This is a genomic window from Geopseudomonas aromaticivorans (genome assembly GCF_019097855.1).
GTDB classification, from domain to species: Bacteria; Pseudomonadota; Gammaproteobacteria; order Pseudomonadales; family Pseudomonadaceae; genus Geopseudomonas; species Geopseudomonas aromaticivorans.
Genome location: NZ_JAHRGL010000002.1, coordinates 1 through 22,106 on the forward strand (window position 1 = coordinate 1; position 22,106 = coordinate 22,106).

15 protein-coding genes are annotated in these 22,106 nt (G+C 67.9%); 12 read left to right on the forward strand and 3 right to left on the reverse strand.

Annotated elements, in window-relative coordinates; genetic code table 11:
* Positions 1 to 459 precede the first annotated feature (459 nt).
* Entirely contained in the window at positions 460 to 5,322 is a 4,863-nt protein-coding gene (gene proA, locus KRX52_RS02115) for an anti-phage protein ProA (protein ID WP_217679503.1), read from the forward strand.
* Between the two features lie 125 nt (positions 5,323 to 5,447).
* Here proA and KRX52_RS02120 read toward each other — a convergent pair whose 3' ends face one another.
* The 3 genes from KRX52_RS02120 to KRX52_RS02130 are packed head-to-tail and all read right to left on the reverse strand — an operon-like array spanning position 5,448 to position 11,115.
* Positions 5,448 to 9,086, reverse strand: a complete 3,639-nt coding sequence (locus tag KRX52_RS02120) for an AAA family ATPase (protein ID WP_217679504.1) — start codon at positions 9,084 to 9,086, stop codon at positions 5,448 to 5,450.
* The gene (locus KRX52_RS02125) at positions 9,083 to 10,306 is read right to left on the reverse strand and encodes an exonuclease SbcCD subunit D C-terminal domain-containing protein (protein ID WP_217679505.1); all 1,224 of its coding nucleotides are present in this window, start codon (positions 10,304 to 10,306) and stop codon (positions 9,083 to 9,085) included. Before KRX52_RS02125 ends, KRX52_RS02120 begins: the two co-directional genes overlap by 4 nt.
* 11 nt (positions 10,307 to 10,317) lie before the next feature.
* Positions 10,318 to 11,115, reverse strand: a complete 798-nt coding sequence (locus KRX52_RS02130; RefSeq protein ID WP_217679506.1) for a TraX family protein — start codon at positions 11,113 to 11,115, stop codon at positions 10,318 to 10,320.
* Between the two features lie 191 nt (positions 11,116 to 11,306).
* On the opposite strand from KRX52_RS02130, the gene gspE reads away from it, so the two are divergent.
* The 11 genes from gspE to gspD are packed head-to-tail and all read left to right on the forward strand — an operon-like array spanning position 11,307 to position 21,807.
* Positions 11,307 to 13,031 carry a type II secretion system ATPase GspE gene (gspE, locus tag KRX52_RS02135; protein WP_217679507.1) on the forward strand — a complete coding sequence of 575 codons (1,725 nt, stop codon included), beginning with the start codon at positions 11,307 to 11,309 and terminating at the stop codon, positions 13,029 to 13,031.
* A gap of 2 nt (positions 13,032 to 13,033) precedes the next feature.
* Entirely contained in the window at positions 13,034 to 14,254 is a 1,221-nt protein-coding gene (locus KRX52_RS02140) for a type II secretion system F family protein (protein ID WP_217679508.1), read from the forward strand.
* Positions 14,255 to 14,270: 16 nt separating this feature from the next.
* Positions 14,271 to 14,729 carry a type II secretion system major pseudopilin GspG gene (gspG, locus tag KRX52_RS02145; RefSeq protein WP_217679509.1) on the forward strand — a complete coding sequence of 153 codons (459 nt, stop codon included), beginning with the start codon at positions 14,271 to 14,273 and terminating at the stop codon, positions 14,727 to 14,729.
* On the forward strand, positions 14,710 to 15,279 hold the full coding sequence (locus tag KRX52_RS02150; RefSeq protein ID WP_217679510.1) for a GspH/FimT family pseudopilin: 570 nt from the start codon (positions 14,710 to 14,712) through the stop codon (positions 15,277 to 15,279). Before gspG ends, KRX52_RS02150 begins: the two co-directional genes overlap by 20 nt.
* Entirely contained in the window at positions 15,266 to 15,661 is a 396-nt protein-coding gene (locus KRX52_RS02155; protein WP_217679511.1) for a type IV pilus modification PilV family protein, read from the forward strand. The genes KRX52_RS02150 and KRX52_RS02155 overlap by 14 nt, the downstream gene beginning before the upstream one ends.
* Positions 15,658 to 16,320, forward strand: coding sequence for a prepilin-type N-terminal cleavage/methylation domain-containing protein (locus tag KRX52_RS02160; RefSeq protein WP_217679512.1), 663 nt, complete (start codon positions 15,658 to 15,660; stop codon positions 16,318 to 16,320). The genes KRX52_RS02155 and KRX52_RS02160 overlap by 4 nt, the downstream gene beginning before the upstream one ends.
* Before the next feature lie 37 nt (positions 16,321 to 16,357).
* Entirely contained in the window at positions 16,358 to 17,194 is an 837-nt protein-coding gene (locus KRX52_RS02165) for a type II secretion system minor pseudopilin (RefSeq protein WP_367890518.1), read from the forward strand.
* A gap of 42 nt (positions 17,195 to 17,236) precedes the next feature.
* Positions 17,237 to 18,391, forward strand: a complete 1,155-nt coding sequence (locus KRX52_RS02170; protein ID WP_217679514.1) for a PilN domain-containing protein — start codon at positions 17,237 to 17,239, stop codon at positions 18,389 to 18,391.
* Positions 18,388 to 18,981 carry a type II secretion system protein GspM gene (gspM, locus tag KRX52_RS02175; RefSeq protein ID WP_217679515.1) on the forward strand — a complete coding sequence of 198 codons (594 nt, stop codon included), beginning with the start codon at positions 18,388 to 18,390 and terminating at the stop codon, positions 18,979 to 18,981. The genes KRX52_RS02170 and gspM overlap by 4 nt, the downstream gene beginning before the upstream one ends.
* A complete protein-coding gene (locus KRX52_RS02180) occupies positions 18,978 to 19,553 on the forward strand; it encodes a hypothetical protein (RefSeq protein WP_217679516.1) in 576 nt (191 codons plus the stop codon). Before gspM ends, KRX52_RS02180 begins: the two co-directional genes overlap by 4 nt.
* 13 nt (positions 19,554 to 19,566) lie before the next feature.
* Entirely contained in the window at positions 19,567 to 21,807 is a 2,241-nt protein-coding gene (gene gspD / locus KRX52_RS02185; RefSeq protein WP_217679517.1) for a type II secretion system secretin GspD, read from the forward strand.
* Positions 21,808 to 22,106 lie beyond the last annotated feature (299 nt).

Consider the following 22,106-nt stretch of genomic DNA (forward strand, 5'->3'; position numbering starts at 1 on the left):
TCCCGAACTCAGCAGTGAAACGACGCATCGCCGATGGTAGTGTGGAGCTTCTCCATGTGAGAGTAGGTCATCGTCAAGCACCTCTACAGAAACCCCGATCAGCTCAGCTGGTCGGGGTTTCGTCTTTTGGGCGCGGAAAAAACCTCAAGCACCTGCTGGGGCATGCTGCGTCCCTGCGTCGCCCCGGTTGTGTGGCGGCCGAGCAGGCCTGGGTGGCCGCGGCAGGCGGCTCACGTCGTGCTCGCATTCTTCCGCTCACTACGTGCAATTTTTTCTCTGGATAAAGGTCTATGTCTCTGATTTTTCAGTAAAACCCTTTACCTATACTGTGGGCTGCGGATACTGTTTACCTGTACAGCCTCATGACAAAAAGATGACGGTGGTCGGATTATCTCAGCCACGTTATAGAGCCGTTCCCCTCGATAAACACCCATGCCGACGCAGGTTGGAGTTCCCCGGATGCCCGAACAAGCCCTATTCCCGGAGCAGGCCCGCAGCGGGGAACAGCCGTCCCCGGACGGGCAGCGGACGGAGGCGGACATCGCCAGTTCGGAGCGCCACAGCTGGTCCGGCTACCGTCAGGCCCCCGAGCGTCTGGCGGCCTTCTGCCTGTCCGGCCAGCCGGTGCTGGACAAGCTGCTGGCGCTGGCCGGCGAGCTGCTCAGGCGCAACGGCCACGACGCCACCCTGCACGGCTACGCGGCCGCCGATGCCGCACGCCTCGGCCTGCAGGCGGCGGCGCTGTGGAACGTGCTGCTCGGCCTGCGCCTCGACGGCCTGCCGCTGCCCGCGCCGCTCGGCGAGGCGCAGCGCCTGCGCAGCCCGGCGCAGATCGTCCAGGGCCGCAGTGCCACTCTTCTCGACGCGGCATTGCTGTGCGCCGCGCTGCTCGAACGCCTCGGTCTGCATCCGCTGATCGTGCTGGAACAGGAGCACGCCTACGCCGGCTTGTGGCTGAACGGAGAGGGCGGCTTCCCGCGCATCTGCACCAGCGACGTGCTGGCCCTGCGCAAACGCGTGCAATTGAAGGAAGTGCTGCTGTTCGACACGGGTCTGCTCGGCCAAGGCGTGCCGTTCAAGGAGGCGATCCGCGTCGCCCAGCAGCACCTGAATGACAGCGAGCGCTTTGTGCTGGTCCTCGACGTGGCCCAGGCGCGCGCCGCGCAGATCCGCCCGCTGGACGCGCCCGCCATGCCGGCCGCCGACCCGCGCGTGCTGGAGGCGCCGGAGCTGGCCGTGCCGGCCGCGGCGGACGACGCGCTGCCCGCCGGTCCCGGCGGGCGCCTGGCGCAGTGGCAGCGCCGCCTGCTCGACCTGTCGCTGCGCAATCCGCTACTCAACCTGCGCGACAGCAAGTTGGCCATCCCGTTGCTGGCACCCGATCCGGCCGCGCTGGAGGACCTGCTGGCCGACGGCAGGAGCTTCGCCGTCGACGCGCTGCCCAGGGCGGCGACGCCCGAGGAGGCCGCCGGCCAGGCGCAGGCGGCGCTCGCCGCGCTGGCCAAGGGCAGGCTGTTCGCCCCAGTGGAGGCCGACAGGCTGGACGCCACCCTGGTCGAGTTGTACCGCAAGGCGCGCACCGACCTGGAGGAGGGCGGCGCCAACACCCTGTTCCTGGCCATAGGCATGCTGTACTGGCGGCGCCCCGGCGAGGCGGAGCGCAGCTACCGCGCGCCGCTGATCCTGGTGCCGGTGAGCCTGATCCGCAAGTCGATCAACGCCGGCATCCGTCTCTGCCTCGGCGACGACGAACCGCGCTTCAACACCACCCTGCTGGAGATGCTGCGCCAGGACTTCGCCCTCGACATCCAGGGCTTCGACGCGCTGCTGCCCAGCGACGAGCGCGGCCTGGACATCGCCGGCATCCTCACCCGCCTGCGCCGCGAGGTTCTCGAGCTGGACGGCTTCGAAGTGGTCGACGAGGTGCTGCTGAGTACCTTCTCCTTCGCCAAGTACCTGATGTGGAAGGACCTGGTCGACCGCGTCGAGCAGCTCAAGGACAACCCGGTGGTGCGCCACCTGCTCGACACCCCGCGCGAGCCGTTCGCGCAGAGCGGCGAGTTCGTCGAGCCGCGCGAGCTGGACCGTCGCCTGAGCCCCGAGCAGCTGTTCACCCCGCTGTCCGCCGACTCCTCGCAGCTCGCCGCGGTTGTGGCCGCCGCCGAGGGGCGCAACTTCGTGATGATCGGCCCGCCGGGCACCGGCAAGTCGCAGACCATCGCCAACATGATCGCCCACAACCTGGCGCTGGGCCGCAGCGTGCTGTTCGTCGCCGAGAAGGCCGCGGCGCTGGAGGTGGTCTACCGCCGCCTGCGCGAGCACGGCCTCGGCGAGTTCTGCCTGGAGCTGCACTCCAACAAGGCGCGCAAGCCGGACGTGATCCGCCAGCTCGGCGCGGCCTGGCAGGCCGGCGCCGAGCTGGGCCCGGGCGAGTGGGAGCGCGAGACCACCCGCCTGCGCCTGCTGCGCGACGAACTCAACCAGCTGGTCAAGGCCCTGCACGAGACCCGCCGCAACGGCCTGAGCATCCGCCAGGCGCTGGCCACCGCGGTGGCCGGCGCCCGGGTGCCCGAGGTGCGCCTGCGCTGGGCCAGCGCCGACCAGCACGACGCGGGGGCGCGCGAGCAGCTGCTGGCGGTGGCCGAGCGCATCGACCTCAACGCCGCCGAGCTGGGCGACCTCGCCGGGCATCCGCTGGCCTTCGTGCAGCAGGAGGAGTGGAGCCTGGCCTGGCAGCAGGACCTGCTGCAGCAGGCCGAGACCCTGGCGGTGCGCGCGCGTACCCTGCGCGATGCGCTGGTCGAGCTGAGCCAGCGCCTCGGCCTGATCCGCCCGCTCAATGGCCGTGGCCAGCTCGCCGCGCTGGAGCAGCTGCTCGACCTGCTGCCGCAGACCATCGGCAAGGAGCTGGGATTCGCCTTCCAGGCCGACGTGCTGGAGCGCCTCGATGCGCTCAACCGCGCGGTCGGCCTGCTCGAGCGCTTCGCCGCCGCCGAGGGCGCACTGTCGGTGCCTTGGCCGCGCGAACGGCTGCTGGCGCTCGACCTCGCCGCCCTGCAGCGCCGCTGGCAGGAGGCCGCCGACTGCTGGTGGCCGCTGAAGATCCTCAGGCTGCGCCAGTTCCACGCCTGGCTGCACGAGCAGTCCGGCGTCGGCGAGGGCGCGCGAATCGCCGCCGATCTGCCGCAGTTGCAGGAACTGCAGGCGATCCATGCCGAACTGCAGCCGCTGCTCGCCCGTCTCGACGGCCTGCCCGGCTGGCGCGGGCTGGACTCCGACCCGCAGCAGCTGCGCGCGCTGGCCGACACCGCCTGGCGCCTGCGCCAGCTGCTCGCCGCGCTGGCCACAGACCCCGAGCAGCTCGCCGCGCTGCGCAGCGGCCTGCGTCTGCTGGTGGTCGACGCCAACGAACTGCTCGCCGCCGACGCGCCGGTCGGCCGCCTGTGCGGCCGCTACCTGCAGTTGCAGGGCGATTTCGCCGAGGCGCTGGAGGAGTTCGCCGGCTTGGCCGGGCGCAGCGTCGACCAGCTGTACAGCCCAGGCTTGGCCGGTCTGGAAAGCCTGCTGGAGCTGGCCGCCCGCCTGCAGGCCGGCCACGGCCGCCTGCACGCCTGGTGCGCCTGGCTGCGCGTGCGCGGCGAGGCGCTGGCCCTGGGCCTGTTGCCGCTGGTCGAGGCCCTCGAGCAGGGCCGCGTGCCGGCCGGTCAGGCGCAGCGCGCCCTGGAGGTCAACTACGCGCGTTGGTGGCTGGTGCAGAAGATCGACGCCACCCCGGCGCTGCGCAACTTCGTCGCCGTCGAGCACGAGCGCAAGATCGCCAGCTTCCGCGCCCTCGACGACCGCGTGCGGGAGATCACTGCGCAGTGCATCCGCATGCGCATCCGCCAGGGCCTGGTCGAGCGCGAGGACGCGCAGAAGTCCAGCGAGTTCGGCATCGTCCGCCGCGAACTGGAGAAGAAGACCCGCCACAAGCCGCTGCGCCAGCTGCTTGCCGAGGCGCCCAATGCCATCGGCGCGCTCACGCCCTGTCTCTTGATGTCGCCGCTGTCGATCGCCCAGTACCTGCCGGCCGGCCAGGCCTTCGACCTGGTGATCTTCGACGAGGCTTCGCAGATCACCGTGTGGGATGCCATCGGCGCCATCGCCCGCGGCCGGCAGACCGTGGTGGTCGGCGACCCCAAGCAGCTGCCGCCGACCAGCTTCTTCAGCGCGGCGCAGGCCGGCGAGGAGGAGGGCAGCGACGACGAGGATCTGGAGAGCATCCTCGACGAGCTGCTCGGCGCCAACCTGCCCACCGTCGGCCTGTCCTGGCACTACCGCTCGAGCCACGAGAGCCTGATCGCCTTCTCCAACCACCGCTACTACAAGGGCGGGCTGATCACCTTCCCGTCGCCGGCCACCGAGGACCGTGCGGTCAACCTGCAGTACGTCGCCGGCACCTATGACCGCGGCGGCAATCAGACCAACCGCGCCGAGGCCGACGCGGTGGTGGCGGAGATCGAGCAGCGCCTGCAGAACGTCGAGCCGGGCGCGCTGACCCTCGGCGTGGTCACCTTCAACCAGAAGCAGCAGACCCTGATCCTCGACCTGCTCGACGCCGCGCGGCGGCGCAACCCGGCCCTCGACCGCCACTTCGACGAGGCGCTGATCGAGCCGGTGTTCGTCAAGAACCTCGAGTCGGTGCAGGGCGACGAGCGCGACCTGATCCTGTTCAGCACCACCTTCGGCCCGGACAGCCTCGGCCTGGTCAGCATGAACTTCGGCCCCCTGAACAAGAGCGGCGGCGAGCGCCGCCTCAACGTGGCGATCACCCGCGCGCGTTCAGAGCTCAAGGTATTCACCAGCCTGCGCCCGGAGCAGATCGACCTGTCGCGCACCGCGGCCGAAGGGGTGAAGGACCTCAGGCACTTTCTCGAATTCGCCGAGCGCGGCGCGCGCGCGCTGGACGAGGCGGTGCACGGCTCGGTGAGCGGCTTCGACTCGCCGTTCGAGGAGGCGGTGGCGCGCGCCCTGGCCGAGAAAGGCTGGGTGCTGCACCCGCAGGTCGGTGTGTCACGCTTCAGGATCGACCTGGGCGTGGTCGACCCCGACGCGCCGGGGCGTTATCTCGCCGGCATCGAGTGCGACGGTGCCACCTACCACCGCTCGGCCACCGCCCGCGACCGCGACAAGATCCGCGAGAGCGTGCTGCGCGGCCTCGGCTGGGAAATCCTGCGCCTGTGGTCCACCGACTACTGGCTCGACCCGCAGGGCACCCTCGACAAGCTCGACCAGCAGCTGCGCCGGCTGCTGGAGCGGCAGCGGGCCAGGACCGGGGCATAGCGGCACATCCGCTGTAGGGGCGAATGAATTCGCCCCTACAGAGAGAAGCTCGTTCCCTGGGGCGCAGAGCACCCGGTCGGGGTGCCCACGCGGGAGCGTGGGCACCATCGTATGGCTGCGCGCCCTCAGCCGACCACGCGCAGCGTGCTCGCCCCGTTGCCCTGGCGCTGCACGCGGATCTGCACCGGGATGCGTTCGTGCATCTCCTGCACGTGGGAGATCACCGCCACCTTGCGCCCCTGGGCCTGCAGGTTGTCCAGTGCGTCCATCGCCAGCTGCAGCGACTCGGGGTCGAGGCTGCCGAAGCCCTCGTCGATGAACAGCGACTCGATGCGCAGCTTGCTCGACGCCATCGACGCCAGGCCCAGCGCCAGGGCCAGCGAGACCAGGAAGGTTTCGCCGCCGGACAGCGAGTGCACCGAGCGCAGCTCATCGCCCATCTCGGTATCCAGCACCAGCAGGCCCAGCGCGCTGCCACCGCGCTGCAGGCGGTAGCGTTTGGCCAGCTGGCGCAGCTGGACGTTGGCGTGCTGCACCAGCAGGTCGAGGTTGTAGCCCTGGGCGATCTTGCGAAAGGTGGCACCGTCGGCCGAGCCGATCAGCGCGCTGATCCGCCCCCAGCGCAGGTGCTCGGCCTGCGCCGCGGCGATGCGCGCCAGCAGTTCGCGGCTCTGCTGGCGGCGCTGATCGTCCGCCTTCAGCGCGGCCAGCAGTTCGGCGCCGTGCTGCTCGGCCTGGTCGCAGCGCTGGCGCTGCCCGCCCAGAGCCTGCTCCAGAGCGGTCGGGTCGGGGGCTGCGTCGACCTTGGCCAGATGCGCGGCCAGCTGCTGGCTGCGCTCGTCGAGGCGCACGCGGCCCTGGGTCACGGCGTCCTCGGCAGCCTTGAGCTGCTCGCGCAGCAGGGCGAGGTCGCCGGCCGGGCGGGCCAGTAGGGCGGCGAGGGTGGCGTCGTCCAGTTGCGGGTGGCCGGCGCGCCAGGTGCCCATTTCGCGCTGCAGTTCGGCCAGCTCGGTGTGCAGCGCCTGCTGGCGCTCGCGCAGGCTCTTTTCCTCGCTGGCGAGCCTGATCTGCTGCTGGCGGGCCTGCTGCAGCGCCTCGTCGGCGGCCGTCGCGGCGCTGCGCGCGCGGCTGTGCGCCAGTTCCAGCTGCTGTTGCCAGGCGGCGGCGCTGGGCTGCTCGCCGAGGCACTGGCGCAGGCAGGATTGGGCCGCGTGGCGCAGCTGTTCCAGCTCGCCCAGGCGGGCGCTGCAGGTCTGCAGCTGCTGCTGGCGCTGCTGCTGGCGTAGACGCTCCTGTTCCACTGTGGCCTGCCGCTCGCGGTATTCCTCGTCCAGCTCGCGCTGTTCGTCCAGCTGCTGCAGGCGTTCGTCCACCTGGCGATCCAGGTCCATGAAGGTGCGCGCCGGTTCGGCCTGCCAGCGGCCCAACCAGTCGCCGGGCAGCAGGGCGGCGAAGGCCTGCAGTTCGGCGTCCAGACGCTGCTGGTCGGCGGCCAGCCGCTGACGCTGGTGCTCCAGCCGCTGGCGGACCGTCTCGCTGGCCTTCTCGGCCGCCCGCAGCTGCTCCTGCAGCTGTTCGCTGCGCCGCTGCTGGGCCAGCAGTTCGCCCTGGCGCAGCTCGGTCTGCTGGATCGACTGGCGCAGCTCGGTCAACTGCTGCGCCAGCCAGGCGCTGCGCTGCTCGACCGGCTGGGTGAGCAGTGCGCCGTGGCTGGCGAGCGTGGCGTCCAGCACCGCGAGTTCGTTGCCGATGCGCTCCAGCTCCTGGCTTGCTTCGCCCAGCTGCCGCTCCAGCGCCTTGTATTCGGCGGCCAGCCCGGCGCGCTGTTCGCGGAGCTGGTCGACCTGCTGCTGGGCGCGGCTGGCTTCGGCCTCGTCCTGGCCGGCGAGGGCGGCAAGCAGCGCATCGCCGTGGTGATAGGGATGCTCGGCACTGCCGCACACCGGGCAGGGCTCGCCGTCCTGCAATTGGGCGCGCAGCGCTTCGACGCTGGCGCTGCGCGCCAGGCGCTGGCGTTCCAGTAGCTCAAGGGTGACCTTGAGCGCCTGCTCCGCGCTCTGCAGCTCGGCGCCGACCGCCTTGCCGCTAGCCACGCACTGCTCGCGCTCGGCCTGGAGTTCGGCGATGCGCGTCTGCACGGCTGCCTGGCTGATGGCCTGCTCCTCGCGGCGTAGCCAGTGGCGTTGTGCCTGGTCGAGGGCGTGTAGTCGCGGGCGCCAGGCGTCGAGCTGCTGCTGCAGGCGGTCGAGCTGTTCGGCGGGGCTGTCGCCGCCGAGTTGCTGCTGCAGGGCGTCGAGCTGCTGGCGGGCGTGGCGCAGCTGCTGGTCTGCTGCCGTGGCGGCCGTTTCCAGCGCCGGCAGCTCCTCGCGGCCCTTGGTCAACTGGTTGGCCAGTTGCACGGCCTGCTGCAGGCGCGGACGGTGGCCGTCCCAGGCGCTGCCGAGCGCGTGCAGGGCGCTGCTGCGCTGCAGGCGCTCGGCCAGTGCGGCCTGCTGGCCGCTCAGGCGGGTCTGGCGCTCCTGCAGTTGCGCCAGCGCGGTTTCCCCGCCGCTCCAGGCGTCGCGCGCCTGCTGCTCTGCCTGCTGCGCCCGGGTTAGCTCCTGCTGCAGTTCGGCCAGACGCTGTTGCTCGGCATAGGCCTGGCGTAGCGGCGTTTCGGCCTGCTGGCGGGCCAGCTCGGCGCTTTCCTGTGCCGCTGCAGTCTGTTGGGCGGCCGCTTCCAGTTCGCCCAGGCGCTGCTGCAGCGCCTGCTGCAGTGCACTATGGCGCTGCAGGTCGGTTTCCAGCCCGGCCAGCAGCGGCCCCAGTTCGGCCTGGCGGGCGAAGCGGTGGCGCTCGGGGGCAAGCTGCTCGAGCAGGGCGAGGGTCTGCCGTTCGCCGGCCAGGCTCGTCTGATCGGCGAGGGCGGCGTCCAGCTGGCCCTGCGCGGCCTGCTGCTCGGCCTGCAGGCGGTCACGCTCAACCAGCCACTGGCGCTGCTGCTCCAGACTCTGCAGGGCGGCCTGCTCGGCTTTGAATTGGGCGACGGCGTCGGTGTGCTGCTGCTCCAGCGCCTGGCGCTCCTCGTCGGCTAGCGGGCGGATGCCGTCAGCCTGGCGTTCCAGCTCATCCAGAGCGGTTTTCGCCCGCTTGGCGGCCTCGTAGGCGGCCTTGCCGATGCGGCTGTACACGCCGGTGTCGGTGAGCTTCTCCAGCAGCTCGCCGCGCTGGTTGTCGTCGGCCTTGAGGAAGGCGCTGAACTCGCTCTGCGCCAGCAGCACGGCGCGGGTGAACTGCTGCAGGTTGAGGCCTAGGCGCTGCTCCATCTGCTCGGCAAACTCGCGCTTGCTGGCGGCCAGCAGCTGGTCGCCGTCCAGGTCGCGCAGGCTCTGCTGGCTGTTCTGCAGCTTGCCGCTGGCCTTGTCGCGGGCGCGGCGTACTTCCCAGCGCGCCCGGTAGTGCTTGCCGTCGACGCCGACGAAATCGACCTCGGCAAAACCGCCGCTGGCGCCGCGGCGCAGCAGGTTGCGGCCGTCGTTGCTGCCCAGCGCCTCGTTGTCGGCATGGCTGTCGGGCACCTTGATCTGCGCCGAGGCGCTGGAGAGGCGCGGCGTCTCGCCGAACAGCGCCAGGCACAGGGCGTCGAGCAGGGTGCTCTTGCCGGCGCCGGTCGGCCCGGTGATGGCGAACAGGCCGGCGCTGGCCAGGGGCTCGGCGGCGAAGTCGACTTCCTGCTCGCCGGCCAGCGAGGCGAGGTTCTTCAGGCGGATGGCGAGGATCTTCATGCCGGCTCTCCTTGCAGTTGCACGTCCTGCACCAGGGTCAGGAAGTCCTGCAGCACCTGGGCATCGGCTTCATTGCCGTATTCGGCCTGCCAGCTGCGGCGGAATAGTTCCTGCGGGTCGAGCTGGTCGAGGCCGACCAGTGCCGGCACCTCTTCCTTGCTGCCACGGTATTCGCTGGCGATGCGCACCAGGCGGCAGCTCTTGCCGTCCAGCGCGGCTTCGATCTGCTGGCGCAGGTCCGGCTGCGGCTGCTCCAGCTGCACGCGCACCTCCAGCCAGGGCTGGCGCTCGCGCGGCAGCTCGGAGCCGGGCAGGGTGGCGAGCTGTTCCAGTACCTCGGCCAGCGGCCTGGGGCCGACGCGCAGCATGTCCACCGCGCGTGGCACCGGTAGCGGCTCGACGGCGCGCAGCGCGGCGCCGTCCAGCTCCACCACTAGTACCTGATGCGGATAGTTGACCTCGGCGAACGACAGCGGCAGCGGCGCGCCGCTGTAGCGGATGCGCCCCTGGCCGGCGACCTGCTGCGGCTTGTGCAGGTGGCCGAGGGCGACGTAGGCGACGGACTCGGGGAACAGGCTGGCCGGCAGCGCCTCGGCGTTGCCGATGACGATGTTGCGCTCGGAATCCTCGGACACCGCGGCCCCGGCCATGTGCGCGTGGCTGACGGCGACCAGCGCCTGGTCGGCTTCGCGGCGAGCCTCGGCGGCGGCGATCAGCTCGCGGTGCACCTTGTCGATGCCAGCCAGGTAGTCGTCGCCCACCTCGCCACCGGTGACCTCGGCCGGGCGCAGGAACGGCAGGGCCAGGCACCACGCGCCTACCGAGCCGTCGGCGCGGTGCAGCGGCAGCAGCAGGCGCGCGCTATCGAGGCTGCCGTCGTCCAGCCAGCTGACCCGGCCGAGGGCATGGGCGTTGAGGCGGCGCATCAGCGGCGCCGGCAGTTCGATGCGCCCGCCGGAGTCGTGGTTGCCGGCGATCATCACGATGTCGAGGCGCGGCAGGCGGCGGTGAGCCTCGACTACGAAGTCGTACAGGCGCTCCTGGGCCCTGAGCGGCGGGTTGACCGTGTCGAAGATGTCGCCGGCGATCAGCAGGGCGTCGGCCCGCTGGTCCACCAGGGTATCGAGCAGCCAGGCGAGGAAGGCGGCGTGCTCGAAGTCGCGGTCCTGGCCGTGCAGGGTCTGCCCCAGGTGCCAGTCGGAGGTGTGGATCAGGCGCATGATTCGTTCCCTCAGGGCATGCGCAGCAGCCAGGCGGCCGCGGCGATCGCCAGCATGTGCAGCGGATAGAAGTAGTAGGCCCAGCGGCCGACCGCCGGGACGCGGAGATTTGTCGGCAGCGCTGCGTGCAGCAGCCACAGGCCGAGCGGCAGGGCGGCCAGGCAGGCGCAAACGATCAGCCAGTCGCGCGGCTCGCCGGCGAGCAGGGCGGCCGACAACCGCGGCGTCAGGTTGGCCAGCAGCACCGTCAGGGTCGCCAGCGCCGGCCACGGGCCGCCGCGCTGCAGGGCGAGCAGGCACAGGGTGGGCAAGAGCACGCCGAGCATCCCGTAGGTCAGGCTGGCGTGCAGCCAGGCGGCGCCGGCCAGCAGCAGGCCGGCGAGCAACAGCGGCCCGCGCTGCAGGGCGTTGCAGCCCCAGGCGATACCCCAGCCGATGGCCAGGCTGATGAGGATGTTGAACTTGGCGGCGTTGCCCAGCATCAGGTCGTGGGCCGGCTCGCTGAGCACGGCAAACAGCAGCAGGGCGCCGAGATGTCGGCGCTCGCTGGCGCCGAACGCGCCGGGCGCGCGGCGCGCCAAGTTGGCTGCCAGCGCCAGGCAGAACAGCGGGAAGGCCTGCCGGCCGGGAACGAAGCTCCAGGCCAGCAGCGCGTGGCCGGGAATCAGGAAGCGCAGGTGGTCGACGGCCATGCTGGCGAGCGCCAGCCACTTGACCAGATCGAGGCCGCGTTCGCGCGCATGGCTTCGCTCCACCACGCCGGGCAGAGGGTAGGCGGCCGGGATGAGGTTCCGGGGTAGTTCGATCATGGGGTTCCTGTGCTGGCCATCCTCTCGGCGAGGGGCCGACATTATCGGTGGCCGCTCCCCTCGGCGGCAAACCCGGTCGTCTCCGGCGGGAGGGTCTATAGTTTTTGCAGACCGATTGGCTTCGGCATTGCTTCGGTATTCCAGTGGGCCACGGGGGCCGCCGCTGGGGCCGGATCGGGAGGGGGAACAGGATGGTCGCTTCGGCAGTCATCGACTCGTCGGGTGCCGCGCTGGATCTGGGGCGTGAGCTGTTGCAGGCCGGCAAGCTGACGGATGCGGATTACAACCGCCTGCTGCGCATGCAGGCAGCGCAGACCGAACCGTGTTCGCAACAGACGCTGCTCATGCGCATGGGTCTGGTGTCCGAGCAGGACATTGCCCGCCTGTTGTCCACTTCCCTGGGCCTGCCGCTGGTGTCGGCAACCGATTTTCCTGCCGAGCCGCTGCTGATCGAGCGGCTGTCCTATCGTTTCCTCAAGGAGTGCCGTGCCCTGCCGCTGGCGCAGGACGCTGGCGTGTTGCGCGTGGCGCTGGCCGATCCGCAGGACGCCTATGTGATTTCCGCGCTGGCGCTGGCGGCGGGTTGCCGGGTGGAGTCTCGGGTGGCGCTGGCCAGCGAGGTCGAGTCGGCCATCGAGCGCCTGTACGGCGAAGGCCGCAGCCAGATGGGCGACATTCTGTCCAAGGTCAGCTCGGCCGACGAGTCGGAGAGCGGCGACGATGTCGAGCAGTTGCGCGACATGGCCAGCGAGGCACCGGTCATCCGCCTGGTCAGCCTGATCATCCAGCACGCGGTCGAGCTGCGCGCCTCGGACATCCACGTCGAGCCCTTCGAGAACCGCCTCAAGGTACGCTACCGGGTCGACGGCGTGCTGCAGGAAACCGAGTCGCCACCCGTCAATCTGTCCGCGGCGGTGATCTCGCGGATCAAGCTGATGGCCCGACTGAACATTGCCGAGCGCCGGCTGCCGCAGGACGGCCGCATCGAGATGCGCGTGCAGGGCAACGACCTCGACATCCGCGTGTCCACCGTGCCGACCATGCACGGCGAGAGCGTGGTGATGCGCCTGCTCAACCGCGAGAGCGTGGTACTGGACTTCGCCGCGCTGGGCTTCAGCGAGCAGCCCTACCAGCGCCTGCAGAGCGTGCTGCGCATTCCCCACGGCGTGCTGCTGGTGACCGGCCCGACCGGTAGCGGCAAGACCACCACCCTGTACACTGCGCTGAATACCCTCAACACCAGCGAAAGCAAGCTGATCACCGTCGAAGACCCGGTGGAATACCAGCTCGAGGGGGTCAACCAGATCCAGGTCAAGCCGAGCATCGGCCTGACCTTCGCCAGCGCCCTGCGCTCCATCGTGCGCCAGGACCCGGACGTGATCATGGTCGGCGAAATGCGTGACCTGGAAACTGCGCGCATCTGCATCCAGTCGGCGCTGACCGGCCACATGGTCTTGTCCACCCTGCACACCAACGACGCGCCGAGCAGCGTCACCCGCCTGCTGGAGATGGGCGTGGAAGACTACCTGCTGACCTCCACCCTCAACGGCGTGCTGGCCCAGCGCCTGGTGCGCAAGCTCTGTCCGCACTGCCGCGAGGCCTGGACGCCGCTGCCGGAGATGGTGCGCGAGATGCGCCTGGACCTGTTGTCCGGCGGCAAGTCGGTCATCCTCCAGCGCGCCAAAGGGTGCCCGGAGTGCAACGGCACTGGCTACCACGGTCGCATCGCCATCATCGAGGTGCTGACCATCACCGACGGAATTCGCCGCCTGATCCTGCAGCACGCCGACTCCGGCACGCTGATGCGTGCTGCGCGCGAAGAGGGAATGCTGACCATGTACGAGGACGGCTGCCTCAAGGCGATCAACGGGGTGACCAGCATCGACGAAGTGATCCGCGTCACCCAGGAGGGCTGAGGATGGCGCGTTTTCATTATCGGGCGGTGAGCGAAGACGGCGAGGTGCACAGCGGCGACCTCGAGGCCGACGACGAGCAGGGGGTGCTTCTGCAGTTGCGCAGCAAGGGACTTATCCCCATCGAGATCGGCACCCGGCGCGGCTGGCAGTCCCTGCTGCAGGTCGACGTCAACCAACTGATGGGGCGCGCGCGGGGCCACAAGCTGGTGCTGCAGTTCACCCAGAACCTCGCCTCGCTGTTGCACTCTGGGGTAGCCCTGGACCGCTCGCTGGACATCATGCTGCGGGTCAGCCCCGATCCGCAGATGCAGCAGCTGATCGGCCCGATCCAGGAAGGCGTGCGGCGCGGCATCAGCCTCTCAAGGGTGATGGGGGAGCGGCCGGAGCTGTTCTCCGGTTTCTACATCAGCATGATCCAGGCCTCGGAGGTCTCCGGCAACCTGTCCGAGGGGCTGGGCAACCTGGCCTATTACATGGAGCGCAGCAAGTCGCTGCATGACCGCCTGGTTTCGGCGCTGATCTATCCGGTGATCCTGCTCATCGTGTCGGTGAGCTCCCTGCTGATCATCCTGATCTACGTGATTCCGCAGTTCCGCCAGTTGTTCGACGACATGGGCGCCGCCCTGCCGATGTCGACCCAGATCGTTATCGGCGTTGCCGAGGGGCTGCAGACCTACGGACCCTGGCTGCTGCTGCTCCTGCTGGCGGGCGGTGTGCTGCTGCGTCAGTTGCTGCGCCAGCCCGAATATCATCGCAAGTGGGACCGCATGCAACTGCGCCTGCCGTTGCTGGGTGGGCTGCGACAGCGCATCGAGACCGCGCGTTTCGCCCGCAGCCTGGGAGCCCTGCTGACGGGCGGGGTGGCCCTGCTGCAGGCCCTGGGTATCGCCCGCCAGACCCTGGGCAACCAGTTGCTGGTGGAACAGGTCGGGCTGGCTGCCGACGGGCTCAAGCAAGGCCGTCAGCTCGCCCCACCGCTGCTGGCCAGCGGACTATTCCCGCCACTGGCGGTGCAGATGATCCAGGTGGGCGAGGAAACCGGGCATCTCGACGAGATGCTGTTGAAGGTGGCCGATGCCTACGACCGGGAAGTGGAAAACGCCATCCAGCGATTGCTGGCGGTACTTGAGCCGCTGCTGATCGTCGGCTTGGGGGTGCTGATCGCCGGGATCATTCTCTCGGTGCTGGTGGCCATCATGAGTATCACCGATCTACCGATCTGAAGCAGGAGATACGGAAATGAACACTGCAGACGCGTTCCGCCCATTTCGCAACCGCCGTCTCGACCGGCGCGGTAGGGGGTTCACCCTGCTGGAAATTCTCGTGGTTCTGGTGATTCTCGGGCTGATGGCCAGCCTGGTCGGTCCCCAGGTGTTCAAGCAGCTGAGTGGCTCCAAGACCAAAGCCGCCCATTTGCAGATTCAGGAGCTGAGTGCGGCGCTGGATCTCTACCGCCTTGAGCTGGGCAGCTATCCCAGTTCCGAGCAGGGGCTGGATGCACTGATCACCAAGCCGCGCAACGTGAACAACTGGAGCGGCCCGTACTTGAAGAAAAACGTGATCCGCAAGGACCCGTGGGGCTTCGATTACCAGTACCGCTCGCCCGGTCAGAACGGCGACTTCGATCTCTGGAGCCTGGGCGCGGATAACCGCGAAGGCGGCGACGGAGAAAACCGCGATGTGCGTAGCTGGGAGTGAGGCCCGTGGCTTCACCCTGATGGAGTTGCTGGTTGTCCTGGTGATCGCCGGCCTGGCGGCCAGCCTGATCGGCCCGGGCTTCCAGCGGATGTTGCCGGGTGTCGGCCTGGAAACCGAGGCCCGCACCTTGGCCGCCATGCTGCGTCATGCCCGCAGTCAGGCCATTCTCTCCGGCCAGCCAGTGAGCATCGGCGAGGACGCCGAGAGCGGCGGCCTGCGCCTGAGCTATCGGGAGGCCCCCTACATCCCGCGCAAGGGAATTGAAGTGAAGCTGGAGGGTGGTCCCGCCAGTGGCGACCTCGGGTCCGGGGCGGCGCAGATCCTGTTCTTCCCGCCGGGCGACTCCTCCGGTGGCAGTCTGACCCTGAAGATGGGGGATGACAAAAGCCGCGTCATCCAGGTCGATTGGCTGAGCGGTCGGGTGCTGCGCACCACCGAGGAGGCCCAGGCACAGCTCAAGATGGAGCGGGAAAAGGTCGAGAAGGCTCGGGCCAGGGATAAGGAGCGCAGGCGCGACCGCACGCCGGAGATGTTCAATGAGGAGTACTGAGCGCGGCTTCACCTTGCTGGAGGTACTGGTCGCCTTCCTGATCCTCAGCCTCAGCATGGGTGTGCTGATGCGCATCGTCTCCCAGTCGATTCGCGCTCTGGACACCGCCGAGCAGCACCAGATCGCCCTGCAACTGGCCGAGTCCAAGCTGGTGGAAGTGCTCGCCCAGTTGCGTTGGGACAGCCGCGGCAAAGAAGACGGGCGTATTGGCGGCCGCTATCGCTGGACGAGCAAGGTCGAGCGCTACCAGTTCCCGAACCAGCTGGCGGGTGAGAGCTACAGCGTCACTCCCTGGCTGGTCCAGGTAACGGTCAGTTGGGGACGCCAGCCCAACGAGCAGCTCAGCCTGAGCACCGTCCGCCTCATGCAGGCGCAGAAATGAAGCGCATGACGGGGTTCACCCTGATTGAGCTGCTGGTGGCGATGAGTCTGGCGACCCTAGTGTCGCTGCTGGCCTACAGCGGCCTGCAGGTGGCGATAGGCGTCTGGCACGCGGCAGACCAGCGCCAACGCGAGATGGAGAACAACTACCTGGTCACAGCTCTGCTGCGCCGTCTGCTGGAGAGCCCGGAGGAGGTCAGCGTCCGCGATGAGGAGGATGTGCAGCAGCTTGCTTTCCGTGGCGACGAAGAGAGCCTGATTTTCGCTGCGCAGCTACCGGCACTAGACGACACCGGGAAGGTTTACTGGGTGCAGTTGATCCAGGAAAAGCAGCTCTCGACCGAGGGGCAGCGCTGGCAGTTGCTGATGCGCTACATGCCTCTGGTCGAGATGCGCTCGTTCGACTGGAGCCTGCTGGTAAAGGACTTGGCCGACTACGGCGAGGAGAAGGTGCTGCTCGAGGGGCAGCCCCGGTCCCTGCGCTTCGCCTATCTCGAGCAACTGGCCGAAGGCGGCAGCGAGTGGCAGACCGAATGGCTGCAGCTCCAGCGCCTACCCGCGCTGATCCGCATCACTCCGGCCAGGCGCAAGCAGGGCGCCTTGGCACAAGTGGTGGTGGCACCGAGGAACATGGCCTATGCCATCCTCAAGGGGAAGTGAGCGTGCCCGGCGCAGTGCCGGCGTTGCCTTGGTCAGCGTGCTTTGGCTGCTGGTGCTGCTGTCCATGCTGGTCATCAACCTCTCGGCCGGCAGCCGTACCGAGCTGCAACTGGCAGGCAACCTGCGTCAGGCATCCAGCGCCCGGCATGTCACCGAGGCAGGAGTCAACTGGGGCATGTGGAGTCTGATGCAGACCAACAATGCCGGCTGGCTCGCCGACGGCAGCAGCAGGACGATGGAGCTGGACGGCATCAGTGTCGAAGTGGCGCTGTTCGACGAGCAGGGCAAGATCGACCTGAACGAGGCCGGGCCGCAGCTGCTGCAGGGCCTGTTCGAGTCGGTGGGACAGGACAAAAAGACTGCCGAGGCATTGGCCGCTGCGGTGATCGACTGGCGCGACGAGGATCAACTGCTCACCCCGCTGGGGGCTGAAAAGGAGGAGTACGAGGCCGCCGGACTGATCGGGCCGAGCAACGATTCTTTCGAGGAGCTGAAAGATCTGCTCAAGGTGCTTGGCATGACCGAGGAACTGTACCACCAGGTGCTACCAGCGCTGACCATCTACTCCAAAAGGGCCGAGGTCAATCCGCTGGTGGCGCCGCGGGTGGTGCTGCTGGCACTGCCGGGCATCGAACCGGGCAGTATCGACCGCTTCATCGAAGAGCGCCGGCGCAACTTCGAGAGCGGGCAACGGCCGCCGATCCTGAATGGGGTCGATCCGCTGATTCTGACGCCCAATGCTCCGGGCGTGAACTACTCTATCGTTACCAAGACAACTGTGAGCCCGACTGTACAGATCAGGCAACATCTCCTGGTTCATCGGCGTGGCGGGGGACAGGGCTTCGAGGTCATGCAGAGCACGCAGCTGGAGTGAGCGTCTGTTGTACCCCGGAGTCTTTTCGGGAAGGGGGAGTTCATGAATAGCCGCCGCTTGCAGCTGGCAAGGCTGGGCACGCTGGCTGGGGCGCTAGGCGGGTTGGCGGAGCGCTTCTGGCAATGGTGGAGTCAGGAACTGCTCGGCCTGATACCTCAGCGCTGGCAACAGCGTCTCCGCCAGCGTGGCACGCTGCTGTGCATCGCCATGGACGATGATCACTGCCGCATCGGCTATGGCAACTTCAACCAGGTTGAGACGATGGCCAGCGCTCAGGTCGGAGTGGAGGGCGAGTGGCCGTCGTTCATCACCGAACCGCTGCTCAGCCGGGCGCCGAAGGCCGACAAGGTGGTTCTGCTGCTGCCGCCTGGCAAGGTGCTGCGCAAGATCATTGGCCTGCCTTCGGCGACAGAGGCGGGGCTGGACAACGTGCTGCGCTTTGAGATGGACCGCCATACCCCGTTCAGCAGCGATCAGGTCTATTTCGGCTATCGGATCCTCGAACGCGACCGGGCACACCAGCGCCTGCGGGTGGAGCTATTGGTGGTGCTGCGTGATTACCTTGACGACCTGCTCAAGCGCCTGGACGAGCTGGGTGTGCATCCCTCGCTGGTCAGCTTGGGCGGTGGCGAGGAAAACTGGAGCGGCAACGGTATCAACCTGTTGCCGGGTAGTCGGCGGCGGGAGCGGCGGCGGGACTGGCGTGGCGACCGGCGCCTGCAGGGTGTGGTCTTGCTGGTGGTGCTGGCGCTGCTGGTAACCTTTCCGCTGGTGCAGCAACAGCGTGATGTCGCCCGCTTGGCCGAGGAGATCGAGAAGCCCAAGGCCGCGGCCGAGCGCGCGGCGCAGGTGCGCGACGAACTGAAGCGCCTGGAGGGGGGAAGCGACTACCTGCGCGGGCAGCAGGCGCAGGCGCCGACGATCCTGATGATTCTCAATGAGCTGACCACCCTGCTGCCGGACACCACCTGGCTCAGCCGCTTCGAGATCAGCGGCGAGCGGGTGCGCATGGAGGGCGAGTCGGCGGAGGCGTCGGCGCTGATCAGCTTGTTCGAAAAGTCGCAAACTCTGCAGAACGTCAGTTTCGCCTCACCGATCACCAGCAACCCGCGGACCCAGAAGGATCGTTTCAGCCTGTTCGCCGAGCGCAAGGCCAACTCCGCCGCACCCGCTGATGCGAAGGATGCGACGCCATGATGCCGCTGCGCCTGCGCCAGTTGCTGGCGGTCGCGATTCTTCTGGCGCTGGTGTCGCTGCTGCTGGGACTGGTGGTCGGGCCGCTGCTTGCCCAGTTTCGCAGTGGCGAGGAGCGCATTGACGAATTGGCGCAGCGCCTGGAGGTGTATAGGCGCCTGGTTGCCGAGTTGCCGGCCCAGGAAGCCCGCCTGGCCGAGCTGCAGCGCGACAACCCGCTGAGCCGGCTGCTGCTCGCCGAGAGCCGCCCGGCCCTGGCCGGTGCCGAACTGCAGCAGCAGATTGGCCGGCTGGTTGGCGAGATGGGCGCGCAGCTGGTCAGCATCCAGATTCTCAACCCGGACGATGGTGAGGCGCCGTTGCCTACGGTGGGCCTCAAGGTGCACATGCGCGGTGAAACCGACCAACTGGTGCGTCTGCTCTACGCCCTGGCCTATCACGAGCCGCTGCTGCTGGTGGAAAACGTGGTGGTACTGAGCAATCCGCGCGTCGACATGCAGCGCTTCCGGCGAGCCGAGGACCTCAAGGCGGTGCCCTCGCTGGATGTCACCTTCGACCTCAAGGGCTTCATGGCCAAGGAGGGGACGCCATGAGCCGGTTATCGCCCGCAAGTGCGAGGGGCTGGCGGTTAAGCCTGCCCCTGCTTTTTCTGTCGATTGCGGCCCGAGCGGACGACCTGCCCCAACCGCCGTCTCTGCTTTCGCCTCCACCGCTCAGCGAGTTTCAGCAGATGATCGATCGGCCGTTGTTCAGCAACACCCGCCGGCCACCAGCACTGCTCGAAGCGCCGACGGAAAACCTCGATGCCAAACAACTGAAGGACGCCTGGCGTCTGAGCGGCATCGTGCTGGAAAACAGCCAACAGCTGGCCATTTTCAGTGAGCGCCAAGGCGACAAGCGCCTGCAGTTGGAAGTGGGCATGGTGCTCGCTGACGAGTGGCGGCTGCGTCGCATCGAACGTGACCGCGTATGGCTGGGCAACGACGGTACCGAGGTAGAGCTGCTCCTGCGCGAACCGCAGGGACCCAAGGAGTCACCGGAAAAACCAGCCAATCCACCGGCTGCGGGAGAGAAGCCGGGCAAACCGCCCGCACCGGCCTCGCCGGCCACCATGGCCCCGTCGAAAGGCAGGACGGCCGTCATCGAACCGGTCCGCAAAGGATGAGAGGAGAAAGCATATGATGATGCTCAGGCGCTTTGGCTGGCCTGTACTGTTCAGCACCTACATGGTGCTGGCCTCCTGCGCGGCAATCCCCGGGGGGGATCGGGAGACGCTGGATAACCCCTGGGGCAAGAAAAGCGTGGCACACGGGGCTGCCACCGCGCCAAAGCCTGTCGACGAGGTGCGCGAGCCCTTGCGCCATGACGCCTCGGTGGCTCTCGCTACCCCAGACCTGAACCCGGTCCCGGTCCCGGGGCCGAAGGCGGAGATCTACCGGGGTACCGGCAGCCTGGTCAACCCAAGCGGCGGTGCGGCCGAAGCGAGGGAGCAGGAGGGCGACATCACCCTGAACTTCCAGCAGACCGAGATCGCTGAGGTGGTCAAGGTCATCATGGGAGAGATCCTCAACCTCAACTACGTGCTGGACAAGAATGTCACCGGCACTGTCAGCCTGCAGACCAGCCGCCCGCTCACCCGCGAGGCACTGCTGCCGACCCTGGAAACGCTGCTTGAGGTCAACGGCGCTGCGCTGGTCAAGTCGCAGAACTTCTACGAGATCGTACCGATCGAGGCCGCGCCGTCTGCGGGCCTGGTACCGCGGCTGAGCACCGCGCAGATGCGCGGCTACCAGTTGCTGGTCATCCCCCTGCGCTACATTTCGGCCGCCGAGCTGATGAAGATTCTCGAGCCGCTCAAACCGAGCAAGGGGCTGATGAACATTGACGAGCGGCGCAACCTGCTGATGGTCGCCGGCAGCCAGGAGGAGCTGAACAACATCCGCGAAACCGTGCAGTTGTTCGATGTGGACCAGCTTCGCGGCATGTCGGTCGGGCTGTTCCGCCTGCAGGCCGTGGAGGCAGGGGTGGTGCTCAAGGAACTGGAGTCCATCTTCGGTGATGCCTCCGGCGGGCCGCTGGCCGGCATGGTGCGCTTCCTGCCGATCGAGCGGCTGAATGCCCTGCTGGTCATCACCCCGCAGAGCAAGTACCTGGATGACGCCCGCACCTGGATCGAGCGTCTGGACCGCGCCGAAGGCGGCCAGGGACCGAGTATGTATGTCTACTATGTGCAGAACGGCAAGGCCGAGACCATGGCCGAGGTACTCACCCAGTTGTTCGAGGGCAAGGCCAAGCCCAAGGCCAAAGAAGGGGAAGAGAGCATGGATACCAATGCCCCCCCGCCCTTGTCGTCTCCGGCCTCGTCCACAGCGCCTCCTCCTGCTCCTAAGGAGGGTGAGGCACCCGTCGGGAGAGAGCCGGTGTTGATCACTCCCGGCGGCGAGGGTACGAGTCTGGCGGTCGGTGAGGTCAGCATCATCGCCGACGATGAAAACAACGCGCTGCTGATCATGGCCACGCCCACCGACTACGAGAAAGTGCTGAACGCGATCCACAAGATCGACATCCTGCCGATGCAGGTGCTGGTGGAGGCCACCATCGTCGAGGTCACCCTGACGGACGAATTGCGCTACGGCTTGCAGTGGTTCTTCAAGAGCTCCGTCGGTGGCATGAAGGCTCGCGGGGTGCTGGGGAATTATCCGCTTGAGGACATGCCAGATTTCGCAGACAAAGCCGGAACCGGCTCTTTCACCATCTTCCAGAATGGTGAGGCGCGCGTCCTGCTGAACATGCTGGCGCAGGACTCCAAGCTCAACGTGGTGTCGTCGCCCACCCTGATGGTGCTGGACAACCGTACCGCCTCGATCCGCGTCGGTGACCAGGTACCGATTCGCACCTCGGAAACCACCAATACCAGTGGCGTGGTTTCCCAGCCAAACCCCGATGACACTTCCGCGCTGGTCACCAGCACCATCCAGTATCGCGATACCGGCGTGCTGCTAGAGGTGACGCCGCGGGTCAACGCCGGCGGCATGATCACCCTGGAGATTACTCAGGAGGTCAATGACGTCAGCGACACGCAGACTTCCGGCATCGATTCGCCCACCATAAACCAGCGGCGTATTGCCACCAACGTGGCGATCCAGAGCGGGGAAACCCTGGTGCTCGGCGGCCTGATCAAGGAGGACGAAGGTCGTTCCAGCGAGGGCTTGCCCTTCCTGCGCCACATCCCCGTGCTTGGCTGGCTGTTCGGCAGCCAGGGCAAGAACAAGAACCGCACCGAACTGGTCGTGATGCTCACGCCCACGGCGGTCACCAAGCTGAGCGAGGCACGCGACGTGACCCGGGAATACCGCAACAAGTTGAAGGACGTGACCTTGCCGCAGGATGTCTGGATGGAGCAGGGGCGGCAGTTGTAGCCACTGGTTGGAATAGCTGGCGGTTGCCATCGCAGCCATTCGAAGCTGCGCCCCCGGTGCGAAAACCGCGGGCGCTTTTTTTCGTCCGGCCAATGGGTTGGAAGATGCTTTGCAGGTTGTTTTTCAGGTTCGAGGTGCCCGTCCAGGCCTCTTCCCCTGACTTGCTGTAACGCCCTGAAGGGACGCTGTTAAGCGGGTGGAACAATCGTGGAATACCTCCTTTTCCTCCTGAGCCCCCAGCTTTCTGGGGGCAGCTGGCCCGTGGGGGGAAGACCGGGCTTCCAGGCTGTCTCACCCGA

Coding starts and splice junctions, on each gene's coding strand:
- gspG (WP_217679509.1), top strand. CDS start 14,271: ATGAACACTGCAGACGCGTTCCGCCCATTTCGCAACCGCCGTCTCGAC.
- gspE (WP_217679507.1), top strand. CDS start 11,307: ATGGTCGCTTCGGCAGTCATCGACTCGTCGGGTGCCGCGCTGGATCTG.
- KRX52_RS02120 (WP_217679504.1), bottom strand. CDS start 9,086: ATGAAGATCCTCGCCATCCGCCTGAAGAACCTCGCCTCGCTGGCCGGC.
- KRX52_RS02150 (WP_217679510.1), top strand. CDS start 14,710: ATGTGCGTAGCTGGGAGTGAGGCCCGTGGCTTCACCCTGATGGAGTTG.
- KRX52_RS02160 (WP_217679512.1), top strand. CDS start 15,658: ATGAAGCGCATGACGGGGTTCACCCTGATTGAGCTGCTGGTGGCGATG.
- gspD (WP_217679517.1), top strand. CDS start 19,567: ATGATGATGCTCAGGCGCTTTGGCTGGCCTGTACTGTTCAGCACCTAC.
- KRX52_RS02170 (WP_217679514.1), top strand. CDS start 17,237: ATGAATAGCCGCCGCTTGCAGCTGGCAAGGCTGGGCACGCTGGCTGGG.
- gspM (WP_217679515.1), top strand. CDS start 18,388: ATGATGCCGCTGCGCCTGCGCCAGTTGCTGGCGGTCGCGATTCTTCTG.
- KRX52_RS02140 (WP_217679508.1), top strand. CDS start 13,034: ATGGCGCGTTTTCATTATCGGGCGGTGAGCGAAGACGGCGAGGTGCAC.
- KRX52_RS02155 (WP_217679511.1), top strand. CDS start 15,266: ATGAGGAGTACTGAGCGCGGCTTCACCTTGCTGGAGGTACTGGTCGCC.
- KRX52_RS02180 (WP_217679516.1), top strand. CDS start 18,978: ATGAGCCGGTTATCGCCCGCAAGTGCGAGGGGCTGGCGGTTAAGCCTG.
- proA (WP_217679503.1), top strand. CDS start 460: ATGCCCGAACAAGCCCTATTCCCGGAGCAGGCCCGCAGCGGGGAACAG.
- KRX52_RS02125 (WP_217679505.1), bottom strand. CDS start 10,306: ATGCGCCTGATCCACACCTCCGACTGGCACCTGGGGCAGACCCTGCAC.
- KRX52_RS02130 (WP_217679506.1), bottom strand. CDS start 11,115: ATGATCGAACTACCCCGGAACCTCATCCCGGCCGCCTACCCTCTGCCC.